Here is a 22,262-nt window from a genome sequence, read left to right as displayed (position 1 = left end):
ACTCGGTAACGTGCCGTTCACCGAACCACCGGAACGACCCGGCCGGACGGGACGCGACGCGCGCTTCCGACACCGCGGGCCCAGACTCACGAAGGACATCCACACCATGAGCGTGCCCTCCCGAGGACGCACGGCGCGGCGCACCGCAGCCGTGTCCATCCTGTCCGTCGCGGCTCTCACCGCGGCAGCGTGCGGCTCCGGCCGCACCGACGACGGCGGCGGCGCAGGCGGTGAGGGCGGCGGCGAGGCGCTCGTCGTCGGCACCACCGACCAGGTCTACTCGCTCGATCCTGCCGCCTCGTACGACAACGGCTCGTTCACGATCATGAACCAGGTCTATCCGTTCCTGATGAACTACGCCCCCGGCAGCGACGAACTGCAGCCCGACGCCGCCGAGAGCTGCGAGTTCAGTCAGCCGACGGTCTACACCTGCACGCTGAAGGACGACCTGACCTTCGCCAACGGCCACGCGCTGACCAGCGAGGACGTCAAGTTCTCGTTCGATCGCATCGTGTCCATCAACGATCCCAACGGCCCGTCCTCGCTGCTGGCCAACCTGGACTCGGTGGCCGCGCCGGACGACAAGACCGTCGAGTTCACGCTGAAGGCCGCGAACGACCAGACCTTCCCCCAGGTTCTCGCCACCAACACCGGGCCCATCATCGACTCCGAGGTCTTCCCGGCCGACTCGATCATGGACGACAACGCGGTCGTGGCGGCCAAGCCCTTCGCCGGCCCCTACTCGATCGACAGCTACGAGAAGAACTCCCTCGTCAGCTTCTCCGCCGCGGCGGACTACAAGGGCGTGCTGGGCGAGCCCAAGACCGGATCGGTCACCCTGCGCACCTACACCAGCGCGGACAACCTCAAGCTCGACATGCAGAACAAGTCCATCGATGTCGCGTGGCGTTCGCTGACCCCGACCGACATCGAGTCGCTCGACCAGGTGGACGGCCTCACCGTCCACGAGGGCCCCGGCGGCGAGCTCCGCTACATCGTCTTCAACCAGAACACGATGCCCGGCGGCACACCCGAGCAGAAGCTCGCGATCCGCAAGGCCATGGCCGCCTCGGTGGACCGTGACGCACTGTCGGAGAACGTCTACAAGGGCACGTTCACGCCGGCGTGGTCCGTGGTGCCCAGTGGCCTCGAGGGCGCGAACACCGCGTTCAAGGACGTCTACGGCGAGGCCCCGAACAAGGACGAGGCAGCGAAGTTCCTGTCCGACGCCGGTGTGCAGACCCCGGTCGCGGTCAATCTGCAGTACAACCCCGATCACTACGGTTCCTCGTCGTCGGAGGAGTACGCGGCGGTCAAGGCGCAGCTCGAGAGCTCGGGCCTGTTCACGGTGAACCTGCAGTCCACCGAGTGGAACACCTACAACAAGGAACGCGTCGCGGACACGTACCCCGTCTACCAGCTCGGCTGGTTCCCGGACTTCCCGGATGCGGACAACTACCTGACGCCGTTCTTCGCACCGGACAACTTCCTGCAGAACCACTTCGAGAACCCCGAGATCACTGCGCTGATCGACTCCGAGCGGACCGAGACCGACCCGGCTCGCCGCTCCGAGATCATCGGTGAGATCCAGACGCGGATGGCGCAGGACTTCGTGTCCACGCTGCCGCTCCTCGAGGGCAAGCAGATCGCGATCTCGACGGACGAGGTCCAGGGTGTCGACGAGACTCTCGACGCCTCGTTCAAGTTCCGCTTCACCCCGCTCACGAAGGGCTGATCCATGGTCACCACCACGCCCGACGAGGCGTCGGTGGGGAAGCAGTCACGGGCGAGCGCGTCGTCACGCTACGGCGCGCTCGCCCGTTATCTCGTGATCCGGTTCCTGCTGATCATTCCCACGGCATGGATCCTGGTCACGGTCGTCTTCTTCCTCATGCGCGTTCTCGGCGATCCCATCAGTGCTGCCCTCGGTGGACGACTGCCCGCCGACCAGATCGCCGAACGACGCGCCGCGGCCGGTTACGACCGGCCGATCCTGGTGCAGTACTGGGAGTACCTGTCCGGTCTGCTGCGGGGAGACTTCGGTCGCTCCGCGACCAGCAACCAGGAGATCAGCGGTGTGCTGATCACCAACGGCGCGGCGACGCTGGAACTCGCGTTCTGGGCGTTGCTCGTCGCGTTCGCCGTCGGCATCCCCCTCGGCTTCTACGCCGCGACCCGCCGCGACTCGATCTCCGACGGCACCCTGCGCATCCTGGCGATCCTGTTCTACGCGGCGCCGGTGTTCTTCGTCGGCATGCTGCTCAAGCTGGTCTTCGCCGTGAAGCTCGGGTGGCTGCCGGTGGCGGGCCGGGCGAGCACCAACGTCGAACTGGCACTGCAGAACGTGTCACCGAAGACCAACATCCTGCTGATCGACTCGATTCTCTACGGGGAGCCGAGCTACACCGTCGACGTGCTGAAGCACGCCGTGCTCCCCGCGGTCGCGCTCGGACTTCTCACCGCCGGCGTGTTCCTGCGCCTGGTGCGGGTGAACCTTCTGCAGACCCTGCAGTCCGGCTACGTGGAAGCTGCGCGCGCACGGGGACTCTCGGCGCGCGTCGTCGCCCGGCGGCACGCCTTCCGCAACGCGCTCATCCCGGTCGTCACCGTGATGGGGCTGCAGATCGCCATGCTGCTGGGCGGCGCGGTGCTCACCGAGACGACGTTCGAGTGGCAGGGACTGGGCTATCAGCTCGCTCGCTACCTGCAGGCGCGCGACTTCATCGCCGTCCAGGGCATCGTCACGTTCCTGGCCATCGTCGTCGCGGTCGTCAGCTTCCTCACCGACGCCATCGTGGCGATCGTCGATCCACGAGTGAGGTTCTGATGAGTATCGAGGTGAGCGTCGGCTCGATCGAGGCGCCGAAGCGACGTCGGGGTGTGCCCGGCCTGTCGATCATCCGCTCGAGTGCCGGACTGCAGAAGGCCACCATCGTCATCGGGCTCGTGCTGGTGGTGCTGTTCGTGATCATGGCGGTCTTCGCTCCGCTCATCGCGCCGTACACCTTCTCCCAGACGTCCGCCGACGGCATGGAGTTCGCGCGCCAGGCGGCGCCGAGTGCGGACCACATCTTCGGGACGTCGGTGCGCGGAGAGGACGTGTTCTCCCGCGTCGTCTACGGCGCACGGACCGCCCTGCTCGTCATCGTCACGTCGCTGGTGCTGTCGATCGTGGTGGGCGTTCCCCTCGGACTGCTCTCCGGCTACGTCGGCCGGTGGGTGGACCGGGTGTTGGTCCTCTTCATGGACGCGATGTACGCGTTCCCGAGTCTGCTTCTCGCCGTGGTGGTCTCGATCGTCGTGGCCGGAGGCCAGTCCAGCAGTTTCGGTGGTGTCCTCTCGGCCGCGATCGCCATCACCGCCGTCTTCGTGCCGCAGTACTTCCGCGTGGTGCGCAACGCGACGGTCTCGGTGAAGACCGAGCCCTACGTGGACGCGGCGCGGGTCACCGGCGCCGGCCCGGTACGGATCATGTTCCGCCACATCCTCGCCAACGTCACGCAGACACTGCCGGTGATCCTCACGCTCAACGGCGCCGAGGCCATCCTGACTCTGGCGGGTCTCGGCTTCCTCGGGTTCGGCATCGAGCCGACGTCCGCGTCCGAGTGGGGATACGACCTCAACAAGGCGCTGCCGGACATCTCCAACGGCATCTGGTGGACGTCGATCTTCCCCGGCACGGCCATCGTCCTGGTCGTGCTCGGTATGACCATGGTGGGCGAATCCGTCAGCGAGACACTCAATCCCGTTCTGAGAACCAGACGCAAGCAGAAAGATCCCTCATGACGGCCTCAGCGTCCACCCCGCAGGCGGCTCTGACCCTCGAGGCACTGTCGGTCAGCTTCGCCACCGACGCCGGGCCCGTCGACGCCGTCAAGGGAGTGAGTTTCGAGGTCTTCCCGGGCGAGGTCCTGGCCGTCGTCGGCGAATCGGGCTCCGGGAAGTCGGTCAGCGTCCGCTCCGCCATCGGGCTGCTCCCGGACACCGCCCGCGTACGCGGAACCGTCACCGTGGGGTCCCGCGAGGTGACGTCGCTGTCGGACAAGCAGTGGGCCGATCTCCGCGGCAACGCCGTGGCGATGGTGTTCCAGGAACCCGGCAGCGCCCTCGACCCGCTGTTCACCGTCGGTTTCCAGATCGTCGAGGCCCTGCGAGCTCACGCCGGACCGGACGGGAAGGTGCTGGACAAGAAGTCCGCCCGCGTCCGGGCGATCGAGTTGCTCACCATGGTGGGTCTGCCCGACCCGGAGCGGCGATTCGGCTACTTCCCGCACGAGTTGTCCGGTGGCCAGAAGCAGCGTGTGATGATCGCGATCGCCATCTCCTGCGAGGCGAAGGTGATCATCGCGGACGAGCCGACGACGGCACTCGACGTGACCGTGCAGGCCGAGATCCTCGACCTGCTGCGCGACCTCAAGGACCGTCTGGGTTGCGCGATCGTGCTGATCACGCACAGCATGGGCGTGGTGGCGGACATCGCCGATCGGGTCGTCGTCATGAAGGACGGCGAGGTGGTCGAGGAGGCACTCGTCCACGATCTCTTCGCTGCGCCGAAGGCCGACTACACGAAGACGTTGCTGGCGGCGGTCCCGACGCTCGATCCCGTGGTCACCGATCGCACCGTCTCGGACGAGGTGGTGCTGTCGGTGCGCGATCTCGTCGTGCAGTTCCCCGGCGGCATCGGTCAGCCCGTCTTCCGGGCCGTCGACTCGGTGACGTTCGATCTGCACCGCGGCGAGACCCTCGGTCTGGTGGGGGAGTCCGGTTCGGGCAAGTCCACCATCGGCCGTTGCGTGGCCGCACTGCAGAAGCCGACGTCCGGCTCGGTGGACGTCCTCGGTCAGGACGTGGGCAGGCTGCGGGGGTCCGCGCTGAAGAGTCTGCGCAAGCGTTTCGGATTCGTGTTTCAGGATCCGTCCACGTCGCTCAACCCCCGACTGACCGTCGGCCAGTGCATCGCCGAGCCGATGATCGTGCACAAGGCCGGGTCGAAGGCGGACATCGCGCGCACGGTCGTGGAGTGGCTCGATGCGGTCCAGCTCCCGAAGGGCACGGAGAAGCGGTACCCGCACGAGCTGTCGGGGGGTCAGCGTCAGCGGGCATCGCTGGCGCGGGCACTCGTCCTGAAGCCGGATCTGCTGGTCGCCGACGAACCGACCAGCGCGCTTGACGTCTCGGTGCAGGCCGCGGTTCTCGACCTCTTCGAGGAACTGCAGACCGAACTGCACTTCGCGTGCCTGTTCATCAGTCACGATCTCGCCGTGGTCGACCGCCTCGCGCATCGGGTGGCGGTGCTGCGGGGCGGCGCCGTCGTCGAGCTCGGGACGCCCGGACGGATCCTCCGGGATCCGGCGGAGGAGTACACCAAGCGCCTGATCGCGGCCATTCCCAGGCCCGAGGTGACACGAGACCGGAAGGACCGATAGGCCTCCGGTACCGTTAGGGCCGCATCCGACCCTCCCGGGTACTCACACACAGATCAGGCTGGAGCAGTACACCCATGACCGATGACACCCACCAGCCCGGCGCAGGAGCCTCGTACGCAGCGGCAGGAGTGGACATCGAAGCCGGTGATCGTGCCGTCGAGCTGTTCGCGCCCCTCGCCAAGCGGGCGTCGCGACCGGAGGTCATGGGCGGTCTCGGTGGGTTCGCCGGCCTGTTCGCGCTGAAGGGCGGATACCGCGAGCCGCTGCTCGCCGCGTCCACCGACGGTGTGGGCACCAAGATCGCGGTCGCGCAGGCTCTGGACAAGCACGACACGGTGGGACTCGACCTGGTCGCGATGGTCGTGGACGACCTCGTCGTCTGCGGCGCCGAGCCGTTGTTCCTGCAGGACTACATCGCGGTGGGGCGCGTGGTGCCCGAGCACGTCGCGCAGTTGGTCAAGGGCATCGCCGACGGCTGCATCCTGGCCGGATGCGCACTGCTGGGCGGCGAGACCGCCGAGCACCCCGGCATGATGGCGGACGGCGAGTACGACCTGTCCGCGACGGGTGTCGGCGTCGTCGAGGCCGACCAGGTACTGGGCCCGGACCGGGTGCGTCCCGGCGACGTGGTCCTCGCGATGGGGTCCTCGGGACTGCACTCCAACGGCTACTCCCTCGCTCGCAAGGTTCTGCTCGACATCAGCCGCATGTCGCTCACCGGTCATGTCGAGGAGTTCGGCCGCACGCTCGGCGAGGAGATGCTCGAACCCACCCGCATCTACGCCAAGGACTGCCTCGCCCTCGCGGCGGAGACGGACGTGCGGACGTTCTGCCACGTCACCGGTGGTGGCCTGGCTGCCAACCTCGCTCGCGTCATGCCGAAGGGCCTCGTCGCCGAGCTCGATCGCGGAACGTGGAGCCCGGCTCCGATCTTCGCGATGATCGCGCAGCGCGGACGCGTGGAGCGCGAGGAGATGGACCGCACGTTCAACATGGGCGTCGGCATGGTCGCGATCGTGGCACCCGAGGACGTCGACCGCGCCCTCGCCGTGCTCACTGCTCGCCACATCGACTGCTGGACGCTGGGGACGGTCAAGAAGTCCGCCGACAGCGGAACCGACGAGCGCGCCGTGCTGACGGGTAATCACCCCCGTTTCTAGGTTCTCGTTTGTCGCAGGACTGGTCGGGCACCCGACCGGCATGACGACGTACGACGGATTCGACACCCTCCCGATCGCCGGTCAGTGGCGAGTGGGCCGAGACGGCCGCACCGCCGACGACGTGAACCCGTACTCGGGCGACGTCCTGACCACCCTCCCGCTGGCCGATGCGGCCGACGTCGACGCAGCGTTCACGGCGGCGAGCATCGCGCAGCGGGACTGGGAGTCCACGCTCCCGACCGAGCGTGCGGACGTGTTCCACCGCGCAGCGCGCATCATGGAGGAGCGCAAGGACGAGATCGTGGACTGGCTCGTCGCGGAGGTCGGCGCCATCCGCCCCCGCGCCGAGTGGGAATGGCTGGCCGTCCGCGCGGTGATGCTCGAATCGGCGAGCTACCCCACTCGATCGGCCGGGCGAATCCTCCCTGCCGCCCTGATCGACGGCAAGGAGAACCGCGTGTACCGGCGGCCCCTCGGCGTGGTCACGGTGATCAGTCCGTGGAACTTCCCGATGCAACTGTCCGCCCGCTCGGTGGCGCCCGCGCTGGCGCTCGGCAACGCAGTGGTGCTGAAGCCCGCGAGCGACACCCCCGTCACCGGCGGACTCCTGCTGGCCAGAATCCTCGAGGATGCCGGGTTGCCCGCCGGCCTGCTGTCCGTCGTCGTCGGCAAGAGCAGCGAGATCGGTGACGCCGTGACCTCGCATCCCCTCACACGGCTCGTGTCGTTCACGGGTTCGACGCCCGTGGGGTCGGGCATCGCGGCGTCGGCGCCGCTCACCAGGATGTCCCTCGAACTCGGGGGCAACGGGCCTCTGGTCGTGCTGGAGGACGCGGACGTCGAGGCAGCCGTGAACGCGGCGGTCTTCGGGTCGTTCTTCCACCAGGGTCAGGTGTGTATGGCGACCAACCGGGTGATCGCGGTCGATGCGGTGCACGACGAGGTGGTGGACCGGCTCACCGAGCGGGTCCGGTCACTGCGCACCGGCGACCCCGCCGATCCCGACACACAGATCGGCCCGATCATCAACGACGCGCAGGTGGAGTCGATTCTCGACCGGATCTCTCGCGCGGAGTCGGACGGCGCGGAGATCCGCGTGCGCGGGGAGCGTTCGGGACCGGCTGGGCGGGTGCTGGGCCCACATCTCGTGCTGGGAACGAACGGCGTCGCGACCGCCGCCGAGGAGGTGTTCGGACCCGTCGCCACGGTGATCCGCGCAGACGGGGAGGACGACGCCGTCCGGATCGCGAACGACACCGAGTACGGGCTCTCCAGCGCGGTGTTCTCGCGAGACGTCGAGCGTGCGGTCCGGGTGGCGACGAGACTCGACGCCGGAATGACACACGTGAACGACACCACGATCAACGACGAGCCCAACACCGCGTTCGGCGGCGAGAAGAACTCGGGCATCGGTCGTTTCGGCGGCGAGTGGGCCATCGACGAGTTCACCACCGACCACTGGATCAGCGTCCAGCACACGCCGCGACAGTATGCGATCTGACCTGCGCGTGAAGAACCTCGCACACACGACCGTGCGGGGCGTCCCGAAGTCGGAACGCCCCGCACGGTCGTGTGTGCGATGTGAGGATTCCCCCCCCTGTTAGGGGATGCGGTCAGCGCCGCCAGTCGTCGTAGTCGTCATCGTCGTGTCGGGACGGCTCCCGATCGGCGATGCCGTTGCGGTGCGAGTCGGGGGAACCTGTGAGCTCTCGTTGGAGACTCTCGAAGTCCGTGGACGGTGAGCTGTACTTGAGCTCACGTGCAACTTTGGTCTGCTTTGCCTTAGCCCGGCCGCGGCCCATGGCTAACCCCCTCGCGAGTAGCGGGGCGGCCTGGGATTTTTTGGCGGCCCCGTCTGATTGTGTGTTCTTCCTGCCCACACTCTAGCGTGCGAATCGGGTCTGCGCTTCCACCGGCGCCGGTGTCACACCGACGGTGCGCGCCGCGCCGCCCGGGCCGCCATGTCGCGGGCCTCGCGGTAGACCTTGGGCGCCAGATCGGGGGTGTTCAGAAGGATCTGCATCGCCTCCGCCGACACCCCGGTGAAGAGGTCCCGCACGGTGACTCCGTGGTCGGGAACGGACACGATCTCGATGTCGTCGCCCGCCGAGAGCGCGCCGACTCGCACGACGCGCAGGTACGCCCCGACATCGCCCCGCGCGGTGAAACGCTTGACCCAGGTCTTCTCGCCCGTCCACCGCGCGAAGGCGGCACACGGGCGCCGCGGAATGGTCACCTCGAGCTCGGCGGTGCCCACCGACCAGCGCGTTCCGACGACCGCATCGGTGACGGGCAGTCCGCTCACGCGCAGGTTCTCACCGAACCACCCCGCGGGAACCTCCCGGCCGAGTTCCTCGGCCCACCTGTCGGCCTCGGCCTCGTCGTACGCGTAGACCGCCTGGTCCGCGCCGCCGTGAAAGGTGACGTCGCAGGAGCGATCACCGTGCAGACCGAGCTCGGTGACGTCGACCGGTCCGGACACCGCTCGCTTGTCGATGGCGGAGTCGACCACCGCCGGCCGAGAGATGGGGTGGATGGTGTGCACGACGCACACCGACAGCACGCGTCCCGACGGGGCCGGCTGCGTCACCGGCCGCGCAGCCGATCCACCGCGGCGCGGCCCGCCTGGACCGCGGTGTCCAGGACGTAGGAGTCGGGATCGATCGAGGCGGCGCACGGCCCGGCGTCGAGCGTGGTCTCCACCGGCACCGCGCGCTTGATCTGAGCGAGCGCGATCGGCCCGAGCTCGAAGTGATCGACGACGGTGCCGATGCGGCCCACGGATCGGCCGCCGACGGTGACGTCGTCGCCCGTCTCCGGTCGACCGTCCGCGGAGCCGTCGAGGTGCAGCAGGACCAGTCGGCGCGGCGGCTTGCCCAGATTGTGGACGCGCGCCACCGTCTCCTGTCCGCGGTAGCACCCCTTCTCGAGGTGGACGGCCCCGAACTCGCTGACCCCGCCGATCCAGCCGACCTCGTGGGGAATCGTGCGGTCGTCGGTGTCGAGACCGAGGCGTGGTCGACCGGACTCGACGCGCAGCGCCTCGAACGCCCAGCTGCCCGCCTCACGCGCACCCGCGACGACGAACTTCGCCCACCACTCGTCGAGACGGTCGGCGGGGACCAGGACGTCGAAGGAATCGGTGCGGGTCGGCCACGGCATCCGGCGGACCAGACCGAGGTCGGGGTTCGCGGCGTCGAGCGGAAGGGCGTCGTACGGCATCGCGGGCACCTCGGCGCCCACCGCTCGCAGGATGGAGCCGGCCTTCGGACCGAGCAACGACACGACGACCCGTTCGCTGCCGCGACGCGGCGCGGCCTTCGACCAGAACACCATCTTCGACAGGAAGGCGAGAAGGTCCGGTCCGCGGTCCGCCTCGGTGTCGATCCAGGTGGTGCCGCCCAGGTCGGTCATGACCATGTGGTGTTCGACGCGCCCGTTGACGTCCAGGCTCAGGTTCTCCGCGGAGGCTCCGTCGGTCAGCGTCGCGACGTGCTGGCTGGAGATGGTGTGCAACCAGGTCAGTCGCTCCTCGCCGGTGATCGCGATGACGAACCGGTTCGACCGATCGACGACCGCGGCGGTCGTGACGGCGGCGCGCTGCTCACCCAACGGATCCCCGTAGTGCCAGGCGGTTCCACGATCGGGACCGTCCTGGGGTGCGGCCACCGCGCCGGGGCGGGCCAGAACGGGGGAGGAGTACAGGCCAGGGGTCTCGGACACCCCACCAGTCTAGGAGCGGACTGCCCGGTCCGGCCACGGCACTACCCTCGGGGCCATGACTTCACGCGTGGTGGTGACCCTGGACGGTGCCGTGCTCGATCCGACCGAGCCTGTTCTGCATGCCGACGACCTGGCGGCGGTGCGCGGGGACGGCATCTTCGAGACCGTGCTGATCCGCGAGGGTCGGGCGTGCCGACTCGACGCCCACCTCGCCCGCCTCACCCGGTCGGCGGCCATGCTCGACCTCGCGGAACCGGACGTCGACGCATGGCGGCGCGCGGTGGACGTGGCACTCGCGCAGTGGCAGAAGACCGGTGGCGGCGAGGGTGCGATGCGGCTGCTGCTGAGCCGGGGGCGCGAGGGGGCGGACGATGCCGAGACGGCGCTCGTCATGGTCTCCGCCGTCGCCGATCGCGTCACCCAGGCGCGCGCGGAGGGCGTGTCGGCCCTGACCCTGAACCGGGGTTTCTCCATCGACGCGACACAGCAGTCGCCCTGGGCGCTGCTCGGTGCGAAGACTCTGTCCTACGCCACCAACATGGCGGCCCTGCGCCACGCGGCACGAGAGGGTTTCGACGAGGTCGTGTTCCGCAGTATCGAGGGGCAGGTGCTCGAGGGTCCACGGTCGAGCGTGCTGGCCGTGGTGGACCGCCGCATGGTCACGCCGCCGGTGGAGCACGGGGTGCTGCGCGGCACCACGGTGGACGCTCTCTTCGAGGTCGCGGGCGACGCCGGCTTCGACTGTGCGCACGAGCCGTTGCGGGTGGCCGATCTGATCCTGGCCGACAGTGTCTGGCTGATCTCCTCCGTCACGCTGGCCGCGCGCGTGCACACGCTCGACACCACGCGCCTCAAGGAGATGCCGTCGGACCGCGTCGTGCGCGAACTGGTGGACACCGCCGTCGCGCGTTGACGCGCGCCACAGGTAACGGTGGACACAGTCCATCGCCTACTACTACGCGTAGTAGTAGCGTCGGCCCCGTAGGCAGGATCCCCGCCTCGCAGCCGACGACAAGAAGCTGGTCATGGACGCACTCGATGTCTCACGATGGCAGTTCGGAATCACCACCGTCTATCACTTCCTGCTCGTCCCGCTGACCATCGGACTCGCTCCGATCGTCGCCGCGATGCAGACCATGTGGGTGATCACCGGCAAGGACTCCTGGTACCGGCTCACCAAGTTCTTCGGCAAGCTCTTCCTCGTCAACTTCGCACTCGGCGTCGCCACCGGCATCGTCCAGGAGTTCCAGTTCGGCATGAACTGGTCCGAGTACTCGCGGTTCGTGGGCGACGTCTTCGGTGCGCCGCTCGCGCTCGAGGGCCTCGTCGCGTTCTTCCTCGAGTCCACGTTCCTCGGGCTGTGGATCTTCGGGTGGCAACGGCTGCCGAAAGTCGTTCACCTGGCGACGATCTGGCTGGTGGCCATCGGGGTCAACGCCTCCGCCTACTTCATCATCGCCGCGAACTCGTGGATGCAGCATCCGGTGGGGGCCGTCTACGACCCGGACACGGGGCGTGCCGAGCTCGTCGACTTCTGGGCCATGCTCACCAACAACACGGCGCTCGCGGCGTTCCCGCACGCGGTGGCCGGATCCTTCCTCACCGCAGCGACATTCGTCGCCGGCATCGCCGGGTGGTGGATGGTGCGCAGCGCACGTCGCGGCGACGTCGGCCCCTCGTCGGAGGCCCGCTCCATGTTCCGCCCCGCGGCCCGGCTGGCATTCGTCGTCATGATCGCCTCCGGCGCTGCACTCGCGATCACCGGAGACGTGCAGGGCAAGCTGATGTTCGAGCAGCAGCCCATGAAGATGGCATCGGCAGAGTCGCTGTGTCACACCGAGACCGGCGCCTCGTTCTCGATCCTCACCATCGGCACCCACAACAACTGCGACAGCGTCCAGCACATCGTCGCGATCCCCGGCCTGACGTCGTTCCTCGCGAAGAGCGACGTCGACGCGACCGTCCAGGGTGTCACCGAGCTGCAGCAGCAGTACGAGGAGCAGTACGGACCGGGTAACTATCGGCCCAACCTCTTCGTGACCTACTGGGCCTTCCGGATGATGATCGGCCTCGCCGCCGGGTCCGCCGTGCTCGCGCTCGCCGGCCTGTGGGTCACTCGAGGTGGCCGAGTTCCGGACCAGCGCTGGTTCTCCCGGCTCTCACTGCTCGCGATCCCGACACCCTTCCTGGCCAACAGTGCGGGCTGGATCTTCACCGAGATGGGCCGCCAACCCTGGATCGTCGCGCCCAACCCCAGCGGAGTCGACATGATCCGCCTGACGGTCGACCAGGGTGTGTCCGACCACCCCGTCGCTCTGGTGGCGGCGTCCCTCGCGACGTTCACCGTCCTCTATGCCGGGCTCGGTGCCGTCTGGTTCCTGCTCATGCGTCGCCACGTGCAGGCAGGTCCGCTCGAGCACGACAGGCACCCCCACGACGACGACGGTGACGACACCGACGCCGACGCCCGCCCGCTCTCGTTCGCCTACTGACCCGCCGGAGACATGATCATGGGAACGCCCGAATTCTGGTTCGCCGTCGTCACCGCATTGTTCGTCGGATACTTCGTTCTCGAGGGATTCGACTTCGGGGTCGGCATGCTCATGCCCGTTCTCGGTCGATCCGGCCGGGACGACGCCGAGACCCGACGTCGCGTCGTGCTCAACACGATCGGTCCGGTGTGGGACGGCAACGAGGTGTGGCTCATCACGGCGGGAGGAGTGCTCTTCGCGGCCTTCCCCGAGTGGTACGCGACGCTCTTCTCCGGCTTCTATCTGCCGCTGCTGCTGATCCTCGTGGCGCTCATCCTGCGTATCTGTGCCATCGAGTACCGCGGCAAGATCGACGACCCCGTGTGGCGGCGTCGGTGCGACCTCGGTATCGGGATCGGTTCCTGGGTGCCCGCGGTGCTGTGGGGTGTCGCCTTCGCGAACATCGTGCGCGGTGTCGCCATCGACGCGGACAAGAAGGTCACCTCGGGACTGCTCGACCTTCTCACTCCCTATGCGCTGCTGGGTGGTGCGACCACAGCGATGCTCTTCGCGTTCCACGGTGCCGTGTTCATCGCCCTCAAGACGGCCGGCGAGGTTCGAGCGGACGCATCGAGACTCGCTGCGGCACTGATCGTTCCGACCGTGGTGGGCGCCGGGGTGTTCGCACTGTGGACTCAGCTCGCGCACGGGAAGGGCTGGACCTGGTGGATCGTCGCTGCTGCCGTGGCAGGGCTGGTGACGGCAGCGGTGGCCGTGCTGCGCGGGCGAGACGGATGGGCCTTCGTCGGCACCACCGTGACCATCGGCGGAGCCGTGCTGTTGCTCTTCTGCTCACTGTTCCCGAACGTGATGCCCTCGACCATCGACGCCGCGTTCTCGCTGACCGTCGACAACGCGTCGTCCTCCGCGTACACGTTGCGCATCATGGCGTGGCTGTCGGCGATCGTGGCACCGGTGGTCCTGGCCTACCAGGGCTGGACCTACTGGGTCTTCCGTCGGCGCATCTCGACGACGCAGATCCCGGCGTCCATCGGCCTGGCGAGCACCCGATGACCGCGACGAGGCGGCCCCGGGGACCGGTCGACCCCCGGTTGTGGCGCCGGTCGGTGCCCGTCCGTCGTCACCTCGTGGGGTCGGTGGCGCTCTCCCTGGTGACGACCGCGTGTGTCGTCGTCATCGCCGTCGTCGTCGGGACCGTGCTGGGCGGCGCGGTCACCGACCCGACCCGTCGGACGGTCGGAGCCTGGACCACCGAGCTGACGGTCCTGGCTGCCGCCGTGCTGGTCCGCGTCCTCGCGTCGTGGGCGCGGTCGAGGTACGCGCACCGCTCGGCGATCCGAGTCGTGCGCGGGTTGCGCGCGGACATGCTGGACGCGGCCACGACGACGCGCTCGCGCGGCGGGGAGGATCGGGGCGAGTGGTCGACGGTGGTCACGCGTGGTCTCGACGGACTGGCGCCCTACCTCACCGACTACGTCCCGGCCCTCGTCCTGGCGGCGACCGTCACGCCGATCGCGACCCTTATGATCGCGTTCGTCGATCCGCTCTCCGCGGTGATCGTGGCGGTCACACTCCCGACGATCCCGGTGTTCATGGTGCTGATCGGTCTGATGACCCGCGGGCGGTCCCGACGAACCCTCGACGCGATGACGCGACTGTCCTCTCAGCTGATGGACCTGCTCGCCGGAATCCCGACACTGCGCGCACTCGGCCGGCAGGACGGGCCGGCCGCGCGGGTCGGCGAACTCGGGGACGAGCACCGCCGCCGGACGATGGCCGCACTGCGCGTCGCCTTCCTCTCGTCCATGGTGCTCGAACTGCTGGCCACGCTCGGCGTCGCACTCGTCGCGGTGTCGATCGGTCTACGCCTCGTGTACGGCGACATGGAGCTGGCACCCGGCATCGTCGCGCTCATTCTGGCGCCCGAGGTCTACCTGCCGCTGCGCGCACTCGGTGCCGCCTTCCACGCGTCCGAGGACGGTGCGGAGGCCGCGGGACGTACCTTCGCTCTGCTCGAGAGCGCCGAGTCGCAGGCGCCGCGTGACCAGCGGACGGCCGCGCCGCCCACCGGTCCGGTCACCGTCGTCCTGACGAACCTGTCGGTCCGCGGGCGGGACGGGTGGGCACCCCGCCACCTCGACGCGACGTTCCGGGCGGGACGGGTGACGGTGCTGACCGGCGCCAACGGGACCGGGAAGTCGACGGTCCTGGCGTCCGTTCTCGGGCTCGTCGATCCCGACGAGGGGTCCGTCTCCCTCGTGGGCTCCGACGGGGTGCGGGTCGACCTGTCGACCGTCGACCTCGACCAGTGGTGGCGCCGTGTGACCTGGCTGCCGCAGCGTCCGGCCGTCGTCGCCGGATCCGTCGCCGACAACCTCGACCTCGGGGCGCGTGGTGACGTGGCCGAAGCTGCTCGTGCCACGGGGTTCTCGTCCGTCCTGGCGTCCCTGCCCCGCGGAGCCGCGACGATGCTCGGCGCCGGGGGAGTGGGACTGTCCGTCGGAGAAGCCCAGCGGTTGGCCCTGACGCGCACTCTCGCCGCGACGGGATCCGTCGTGCTCCTGGACGAACCGACCGCCCACCTCGACCCGGAATCGGCGCGTCGGGTGCTCGGGTCCCTGCGGGCCGCGGCCGACGGCGGCCGCACCGTCCTCATCGTGGGGCACACGCCCGAGGTGCTCGCCGCCGCGGACACTGTCGTGCACGTGGACCGAGCGGCGGTGTCGGCATGAGCGATCTGACGCGGGCACTGCGGCTGCTCGACCTGCCGCCGGGGCGCGTCGCGCGGGCCGTGGCGGCCGGAGTCGCGACGCTGGGCAGTGCACTCGCGCTGTCCGCGCTCTCGGCCTGGCTCATCACGCGGGCATGGCAGATGCCGCCGGTGTTGCACCTCTCGGTGGCCGTGGTCGCGGTGCGCGCGCTCGGCATCACGCGCGGCGTGTGTCGGTATCTGGAACGACTGGCCACTCACGACGTCGCACTGCGCGGGACCGTCCGTGCGCGGTCCACCCTGTACCGCGAACTGTCGCAGGGTGATTCGGCCACGGCGGTGACGACGCGGCGAGGGGATCTCCTCGTGCGGACCGGCGCCGACGTGGACGCCGTCGGCGACGTGGTGGTGCGCGCCCTCGTTCCCGTCGCCGTCGCGGCGGTGGTCTCGGCCCTCGCGGTCGGACTCGTCGCCGTGTGGTCCCCTGCCGCGGCAATCGTCCTGGCGGTCGCGCTGCTCGTCTCCGGGGTCGTGGCGCCCTGGTCGAGCGCCAGGGCCGAGCGGGCCGTCGCCGAGGATCTCGTCGCTGCGCGAGCCGACTTCGCCGCCCACGCCGTCACCGCGATCGACCACGCCGCCGAACTCCGGGTGTCCGGGCGACTGGCAGACGTGCGACGCCGCGCCGACGAGGCCGACCGCGCCGTCGGTGCCGCGCAGGACCGCGCCGCCGGGTGGTCCGCCCTGTCCGCCGCGGCGACCCCGCTGTCGATGGGAGTCGCGGTGCTGGGCGCCCTCGCCGTCGGCATCTCGGCGTACGGCACCGCATCGGGGTTCGCGGGCGGCACCGACCCCACCGGGCTCGCCGTCGTGGTGCTGGTTCCGCTCGCCGCGTTCGAGGCGACGGGTGCGATACCCGCCGCCGCGGTGGCGTGGGTGCGCGGATCCGCGGCGGCTCGGCGGATCATGGCTCTCGTGGACGAGGCCCGCTCCGGGCCGGCGGTGACGCCGAAGGACGACCCGTCGCCGTCGCCGTCGGTGCGCCTCGAGGTGTGCGACGTCGTCGCAGGCCGCGGCGGATCGCGGACCGCGCCGGTATCTCTGGTGGTGGAACCCGGTGCGCGCCTGGCGATCAGCGGACCCAGCGGCGTCGGCAAGTCCACGCTCGCCATGACGATCGCGGGGCTCGTCGCCCCCGCCGCGGGCACCGTGCTCGTCGACGGCAGGTCCGTCGACGAACTGTCCGAGGACGCGATGCGCCGGACGGTGTCCTACGTCGCCGAGGACGCCCATGTCTTCCGGACCACCGTTCTGGAGAACCTCCGTGTGGTGCGCGGTGACGTGACCGAGACGGAGGCGACGGCGGCACTCGACCGGGTCGGGCTCGGCGACTGGGTGCGCGGTCTGCCCGACGGTGTGCACACGGACCTCGACGGCGGCGCGGAGGTGCTGTCCGGCGGCCAGCGTCGCCGACTGCTGCTGGCCCGCGCGACGCTCTCGCGGGCGGCGGTGATCATCGTCGACGAGCCCACCGAACACGTGGACGACGTGTCCTCCGCCGCGTTGCTCGCCGCGATGCTCGATCCCGACGGTGGACTGTTCGATCGGGCGACGACCGTTCTGGTCGTGACACATCGACCGGTGCCGACGGGCGTTCGAGTGGTGACCGTGAGCGGTGAACGTCAGGTGTGTTCGCTCACGGAAAAAGACGTTGCCGACCGGGCTGATCCACGCGTAGCGTCGTCTGTACACGAGAGAGGAGGTGGTCTGGAATTGTATGACTCTTGGACGCGTGAGGTGGCTGCCCGCTAGCCGCAACCGCTGACGGTTCTTCTCTCACCGCGCGAGCGGCGGGCGAATACCAGGCAGCTACCCGACCCCCGAGCCCTCGGTCCGTCCAGACCGAGACCCGTACTCCTGCAACGGTGTACCGGTAGGGCTCGGGGGTCGTCCCATGTCCGGACCAGGCCCGCGCGCCTGGTCTTTCCCGTTCTGCCGAGCAGACCCCCTCGCCTGTGTCACTGTGGGGGACATGACGAGTGACGAGCAGCCCGACACGACGAACACCGACGACACGTCCTCCGACACCGGTTCGGCGAACGAGGAGACCGTGGGCCCCGAGCTGACGCAGGAGGACCTCGATCGCGCCGGCGAGAAGATGGACGGCCTCAATGCGCGGTACGAGACCGGTGCGCGCGAGACGGTGACGCTGCCCGGCACCGGCGGCACCGTGTCCGGTACCGCGTTCGCGGACTTCGACGAGGACGGTGCCTCCGAGAGATCCGACACCGAGAAATCCGACACCGACAAGGCCGACACCGGTTCCGGGAAGGATGCGGAGAGCGAGAAGGGCGAGCGTCAGCCCACGTAGCGTTCGAGGCGGGCGGACAGCCGGGGCTCGAGATCGCCGTCCGGTCCGACCCGCTCCTCGACGTACGCGAGATCGCCACCCTCGACGATGCCGTAGAGACGCTTCGCGCCCCCGACCAGCGCCGCCGACGTGCTTCTGATGACCACGTCGGTGGCCAGCTCCCAGGACGACTGCGTCAGTGCGCGGCCGTAGTACAGCTCGATGAGCCCGCTCGCGTGGGTCAGTAGGAGCTCGAGAGTCTCCTCGCCGTCGTCACCGGGCTCACCGGTTCCGCTCACCCGCCAGAAGCCGGACTCGCGCAGGTCGCGGCCGGCGTAGGCGCCGTTCTCGTCGACGCGCCAGGTGCGGGACTCCCACGACAGGTAGGGACCGCCGTCGTGGCTCACGACGATCTGCTGTCCCAGTGTGTAGTCGCCCTCGGCGTCGTGTCCCTCACCGGTGCCGCGCCACACGCCGACCAGCGGCAGCAGTGCCAGCATGGAGTGCGAGATGTCGGGACCCTGCCGCAGATTGGCGGTGTCACCGTCACCGGGCAGATCGGGGAGCGGCGGGATGTTGCGCCCGGCCGTCTCCTTGGCCCGTTCCTCCGCATGCGCGACCGCGGCGTCACCGCTCAGGCGGGGCGCCGGGGTGCCGAACTCGTCGGTCACGACTCGTCGGTGACCAGGCGATAGACGACGTACAGCGAGAACCAGGCGATGAGGATCGACGCCAGGATGAGGAGTGCTTCGAAGAATAGGACCACGCACCGATTGTAGACCGGCGGTGTCGTGGATCTGCCACGGGCCGCCGTCGCGATCGGTCGACGCAGGCGGTCCGCAGACTGTGTGACGGATGACAACCTGTGCCGGGTCCGGTGACGCGATTCATTGTTTAAGGTCGTGAGGTTCTGGAACCGAGAGACGAGGGTGATCCATCCATGCTTCGTGTGACCGGGCTCGACCCGACCGACCGTCGGCGGACCGGGCCGACGAGGATCGTGCTGCGCGCGGCGACCGCTGCCCTCGCGACACTGCTGTTGTGCGCGATCCCTGGAGGACTGGCGGGGGCGGCACCGATCACCCCCTCCGATCCGCTCGGTCTGGGCGACGACCCCGTCGAGTCGGTGCTCGACACGTTCGGGCTGGGCACGAAGGTCGATCAGGATCCGAACAACTACGCGTACGACTGCCCCGACGTGCTCATCGTCGCCATCACGGGCGCGACGGACTCGGAGTCGGACCGGAACCCCGTCGACGAGGTGGACCGGCTGCCGTGGTCCAACTGGGTCGGCAACGTGACCGTGCCCGCGGGGGAGGCCTCGGCGTCCACGCCCGGACGAGTCGGTTGGGTGTACGTGCCGTACGCGTCGGAGTACGGCGTGGCCGTGGCCGAGCCGGTGCCCACCTATCAGGAATCCGTCGCCGAGGGCCTCGCGACCATGGGCCGGATGATCGACGCCAACAAGACCGCGTGCGGCACGTCGACGAAGTACGTGCTGCTCGGCTACAGCGTGGGTGCCGAGGTGGTCGAGCGCCTCGCCGTCGACATCGGGTCCCGACCGTCCACGGCGCACGTGACGTCCGACGACATCGCCGGGGTCGCCCTCGTCGGAGATCCGTACCGCCCTGCCGGCACTGCGTCTCTGGACAAGCCCGGTCCGCCGGGTGGTGGCTTCATGTCGTCCGAGCCGAAGGACTACGGAACCCTCACGAACAAGATCCGGTGGGCGTGCCGTCCGATGGACATCGCCTGTGACGCACCGGAGAACCTCGGAGTCCTGCCGTTGGCGCTCAACGTCTTCGGGCGGATGCACTTCACCCTGCTCGATCCGGGCCGCACCGTCACCGAGTTCGTCGCGGTCTCGTCCGACGTCGCGGCTCGCACCATCGCGCACGTCTTCAGCGACCCGGACTTCGCCACGTCGGACGAGTCCCTGCTCGACGTGATGCTCCGGGTGTCGGACCGCACCCAGCCACTGCCGGACGAGAGGTCGCCGACGCCGCGCGAGATGTTCGACGCAGTGACGTGGGCGCTCGGTCCCGGCCGCCCCGTCGTCGAGGCCAAGCTGCAGGCGGAGGCCGTGGGGTTCGGCGAGGACAACGCCGACATCCCGCAGCTGTTCGAGAAGCCCTACGTCGAACTGGGGTTTCTGCAGCACCTCTACTACTGGGACAACTTCCCGGACAACGGCCGCGACTGGGAGAGCGAGAAGATGATCCGCTGGATCACCGACCTCGCTCGCGAGCAGAGCGAGGCCCCTCCGGTCGACGAGCCGGCCGCTCCTCCTGCGGGAGACACGACGGCGCCCGCCGAGCCCCGCGTGATTCCCCCGGTGAATCCCGGCTATCTCGCGCCGCCGGCGCAGCCCGTGGAGACGGTGCCGTCGACGTGGGAGGAAGTGCTGAAGTCCCTCGGCCTCCCGCCGGAGCCCGGCAAGTAGTTCCCGCGGTCGGATCGCACACCCTCCACGACGCGAACACCCTCCCCAGCACGCTGGGGAGGGTGTTCGGCTGAAACGAGAGGTGTTCGGTCAGGCGCCGATCGAGATCTCGGCCTCGTGGAGGCCGGCGGACTCGGGCGAGATGGTCACGTCGCCGTTGCCGGACGCGGACAGCGCGCGCAGCGTCCAGGTGCCGGGGGCCGCGAAGAAGCGGAAGTCGCCGGTTCCGGACGCGACGACCTCGGCGGTGAACTCACCCGTGCTGTCGAGCAGGCGCACGTACGCACCGCCGACGGGCTGACCGTCCGACGCGGCCAGGACACGGCCCGTGATGACCGTCTCCTTCTCCACGTCGACGCCGGCGGGAAGGGTCTGTCCCTGAGCAGGTGCTCCACACATGATTACGCTCCCAACTCGATAGGTGCTCCCACGAGGGAGCCGTACTCGGTCCAGCTGCCGTCGTAGTTCTTGACGTTCTCGTAGCCCAGCAGCTGCGTCAGTGCGAACCAGCTGTGCGACGAGCGCTCGCCGATGCGGCAGTACGCGATCGTGCCCTTGCTCGGATCGATGCCGACACCGTCGTAGAGCTCCTTCAGTTCCTCGTCGGACTTGAAGGTGCCGTCCTCGTTCGCTGCCTTGCTCCACGGCACGTTGACGGCGCCGGGGATGTGGCCGGGACGCTGGCTCTGCTCCTGCGGGAGGTGCGCCGGCGCCAGGATCTTGCCCGAGTACTCGTCGGGGGAGCGGATGTCGAGGAGGTTCTTGGTGCCGATGGCGGCGATGACCTCGTCGCGGAACGCGCGGATCGACAGGTCGGGAGCCTCGGCCCTGTAGGACGTTCCCTCGCGGGAGACGGCGTCGGTGCTCAGCGGACGACCGTCCAGTTCCCACTTCTTGCGGCCGCCGTCGAGCAGACGGACGTCCTTGTGGCCGTACAGCTTGAAGTACCAGTAGGCGTAGGCCGCGAACCAGTTGTTGTTGCCGCCGTAGAGGATCACGGTGTCGTCGTTGGCGATGCCGCGCGTCGACAGCAGGTCCGAGAACTGCTCCTGGTTCAGGAAGTCACGAAGGACCGGATCCTGGAGGTCGGACTTCCAGTCGAGCTTGACGGCACCCTCGATGTGGCCGGTGTCGTAGGCGCTGGTGTCCTCGTCGACCTCGACGAACACGGTCTTGGGAGCATGCAGGTTCTGCTCGGCCCAGTCGGCAGTGACCAGGACGTCGGAGCGAGCCATGTGGTTCCTTTCGATTCTTCTCTGACAGGTGGTGGGTGGTTCAGGTGGTGGCATGTCGAGCCGGCAGGAGCCGACTCGCGAGTGGGTAGATCTTGCAGCCCAGGCAGATTCCGAACGCCGCGTTCAGCACGGCGGCGAACAGGGCCAGACCCGTGGCGACGGTGCCGACGGTCGTCGAGGACAGCGCGAACCCGAGGGTTCCCACGATCGAGAAGGCGAATCCCAGTCCCTGCGCGAACCGCAGGGGGGTCGTCGGTTCGGTCTCCGACACCGGGCCCAGGCGCGGTGCGACGACGGCGCGGAACACGCGTCCGTAGGGATGCGCTGCCGGCCCGGCAGCAGCGCCGTACGCGAAGACCAGCGTCTGCAGGCCCAGGAGCACCGCTGCAGCGGTGAGCGACACCGTCGACACGAGCAGCGTCACGACGAGGACGCCGGTGGTCACCCAGGCGACGAAGCGGGGACCACGAACGTCGACCTGCGGGGGAATGGATGACATCGAGATGCTCCTGGAGTGGAGGAAAGGGGACCGAGCGGATGCGCGTGGTCTCCGGCGATCGTCGAGCGGTCCGAGGTGTGTACAGCACGGCTGTACCCGAGCGGACGGGTCGACGAGGGGAGGACCGTCGTCAGCGGCAGCGGCAGCAACAGCCACCGAGGCGGCACAGGTCCACTGTGCGGCGTCGGGTGAGCAGAAGCTCGTGGCTGGCGGTCACGTCGGCCATC

General features: G+C 69.0%; 20 protein-coding genes. 13 read left to right on the top strand and 7 right to left on the bottom strand.

The genetic code is table 11. The features are described 5' to 3' along the window. Positions 1–106 precede the first annotated feature (106 nt). From QE449_RS17665 to QE449_RS17640, 6 genes are all read left to right on the top strand, one after another. Complete coding sequence (locus QE449_RS17665) at positions 107–1,735, top strand: ABC transporter substrate-binding protein (RefSeq protein WP_056447497.1); 1,629 nt, start codon at positions 107–109, stop codon at positions 1,733–1,735. Between the two features lie 3 nt (positions 1,736–1,738). Continuing rightward, complete coding sequence (locus QE449_RS17660; protein ID WP_081821062.1) at positions 1,739–2,827, top strand: ABC transporter permease; 1,089 nt, start codon at positions 1,739–1,741, stop codon at positions 2,825–2,827. Next, positions 2,827–3,786 carry an ABC transporter permease gene (locus tag QE449_RS17655; RefSeq protein ID WP_056446726.1) on the top strand — a complete coding sequence of 320 codons (960 nt, stop codon included), beginning with the start codon at positions 2,827–2,829 and terminating at the stop codon, positions 3,784–3,786. The genes QE449_RS17660 and QE449_RS17655 overlap by 1 nt, the downstream gene beginning before the upstream one ends. After that, positions 3,783–5,426, top strand: a complete 1,644-nt coding sequence (locus QE449_RS17650; protein ID WP_056446729.1) for an ABC transporter ATP-binding protein — start codon at positions 3,783–3,785, stop codon at positions 5,424–5,426. Before QE449_RS17655 ends, QE449_RS17650 begins: the two co-directional genes overlap by 4 nt. 74 nt (positions 5,427–5,500) lie before the next feature. After that, complete coding sequence (gene purM / locus QE449_RS17645; RefSeq protein WP_027504286.1) at positions 5,501–6,586, top strand: phosphoribosylformylglycinamidine cyclo-ligase; 1,086 nt, start codon at positions 5,501–5,503, stop codon at positions 6,584–6,586. A gap of 40 nt (positions 6,587–6,626) precedes the next feature. After that, positions 6,627–8,087, top strand: coding sequence for an aldehyde dehydrogenase family protein (locus QE449_RS17640; RefSeq protein ID WP_222641165.1), 1,461 nt, complete (start codon positions 6,627–6,629; stop codon positions 8,085–8,087). A gap of 112 nt (positions 8,088–8,199) precedes the next feature. Here QE449_RS17640 and QE449_RS17635 read toward each other — a convergent pair whose 3' ends face one another. The 3 genes from QE449_RS17635 to QE449_RS17625 all read right to left on the bottom strand — a co-directional run bounded on the left by QE449_RS17635 (position 8,200) and on the right by QE449_RS17625 (position 10,309). Then, positions 8,200–8,388 (bottom strand): DUF3073 domain-containing protein, encoded by a 189-nt coding sequence (locus QE449_RS17635; protein WP_081821107.1) that lies wholly within the window; start codon positions 8,386–8,388, stop codon positions 8,200–8,202. A 122-nt stretch (positions 8,389–8,510) separates the two neighbouring features. Next, positions 8,511–9,176: an MOSC domain-containing protein gene (locus QE449_RS17630; RefSeq protein WP_056446733.1), complete on the bottom strand. Its 666-nt coding sequence runs from the start codon at positions 9,174–9,176 to the stop codon at positions 8,511–8,513. Next, complete coding sequence (locus QE449_RS17625; RefSeq protein ID WP_222641169.1) at positions 9,173–10,309, bottom strand: folate-binding protein YgfZ; 1,137 nt, start codon at positions 10,307–10,309, stop codon at positions 9,173–9,175. The genes QE449_RS17630 and QE449_RS17625 overlap by 4 nt, the downstream gene beginning before the upstream one ends. A 55-nt stretch (positions 10,310–10,364) precedes the next feature. Between QE449_RS17625 and QE449_RS17620 the strand changes: the two genes are divergently transcribed. From QE449_RS17620 to QE449_RS17595, 6 genes are all read left to right on the top strand, one after another. Beyond that, positions 10,365–11,222, top strand: coding sequence for an aminodeoxychorismate lyase (locus QE449_RS17620; protein WP_307109282.1), 858 nt, complete (start codon positions 10,365–10,367; stop codon positions 11,220–11,222). Positions 11,223–11,334: 112 nt separating this feature from the next. Continuing rightward, entirely contained in the window at positions 11,335–12,801 is a 1,467-nt protein-coding gene (locus QE449_RS17615) for a cytochrome ubiquinol oxidase subunit I (protein ID WP_307109281.1), read from the top strand. A gap of 18 nt (positions 12,802–12,819) precedes the next feature. Continuing rightward, a complete protein-coding gene (gene cydB, locus QE449_RS17610; protein WP_222627850.1) occupies positions 12,820–13,854 on the top strand; it encodes a cytochrome d ubiquinol oxidase subunit II in 1,035 nt (344 codons plus the stop codon). Further along, positions 13,851–15,533, top strand: coding sequence for a thiol reductant ABC exporter subunit CydD (gene cydD, locus QE449_RS17605; RefSeq protein WP_307109280.1), 1,683 nt, complete (start codon positions 13,851–13,853; stop codon positions 15,531–15,533). Before cydB ends, cydD begins: the two co-directional genes overlap by 4 nt. Beyond that, positions 15,530–17,320: a thiol reductant ABC exporter subunit CydC gene (gene cydC, locus QE449_RS17600; protein ID WP_307109279.1), complete on the top strand. Its 1,791-nt coding sequence runs from the start codon at positions 15,530–15,532 to the stop codon at positions 17,318–17,320. Before cydD ends, cydC begins: the two co-directional genes overlap by 4 nt. Positions 17,321–17,540: 220 nt before the next feature. Then, complete coding sequence (locus tag QE449_RS17595; RefSeq protein ID WP_307109278.1) at positions 17,541–17,879, top strand: hypothetical protein; 339 nt, start codon at positions 17,541–17,543, stop codon at positions 17,877–17,879. Here the strand turns inward: QE449_RS17595 and QE449_RS17590 are convergent. Continuing rightward, complete coding sequence (locus QE449_RS17590) at positions 17,867–18,529, bottom strand: FABP family protein (RefSeq protein ID WP_307109277.1); 663 nt, start codon at positions 18,527–18,529, stop codon at positions 17,867–17,869. The genes QE449_RS17595 and QE449_RS17590 overlap by 13 nt on opposite strands. 269 nt (positions 18,530–18,798) lie before the next feature. On the opposite strand from QE449_RS17590, the gene QE449_RS17585 reads away from it, so the two are divergent. Further along, positions 18,799–20,301: a cutinase family protein gene (locus QE449_RS17585; RefSeq protein ID WP_222646616.1), complete on the top strand. Its 1,503-nt coding sequence runs from the start codon at positions 18,799–18,801 to the stop codon at positions 20,299–20,301. A gap of 90 nt (positions 20,302–20,391) precedes the next feature. On the opposite strand, the gene QE449_RS17580 is transcribed toward QE449_RS17585, so the two are convergent. Genes QE449_RS17580 through QE449_RS17570 form a run of 3 tightly spaced genes read right to left on the bottom strand, consistent with a single transcriptional unit; the run spans position 20,392 to position 22,035 of the window. Continuing rightward, complete coding sequence (locus QE449_RS17580) at positions 20,392–20,700, bottom strand: DUF1416 domain-containing protein (RefSeq protein WP_027504276.1); 309 nt, start codon at positions 20,698–20,700, stop codon at positions 20,392–20,394. Positions 20,701–20,702: 2 nt separating this feature from the next. Then, on the bottom strand, positions 20,703–21,536 hold the full coding sequence (locus QE449_RS17575) for a sulfurtransferase (RefSeq protein ID WP_027504275.1): 834 nt from the start codon (positions 21,534–21,536) through the stop codon (positions 20,703–20,705). Between the two features lie 40 nt (positions 21,537–21,576). Next, positions 21,577–22,035, bottom strand: coding sequence for a DUF4395 domain-containing protein (locus QE449_RS17570; protein ID WP_222627838.1), 459 nt, complete (start codon positions 22,033–22,035; stop codon positions 21,577–21,579). Positions 22,036–22,262 lie beyond the last annotated feature (227 nt).

Source organism: Rhodococcus sp. SORGH_AS_0303 (assembly GCF_030819335.1).
Classification (GTDB): domain Bacteria; phylum Actinomycetota; class Actinomycetes; order Mycobacteriales; family Mycobacteriaceae; genus Rhodococcoides.
This window is presented reverse-complemented; position numbering and strand designations above follow the sequence as displayed.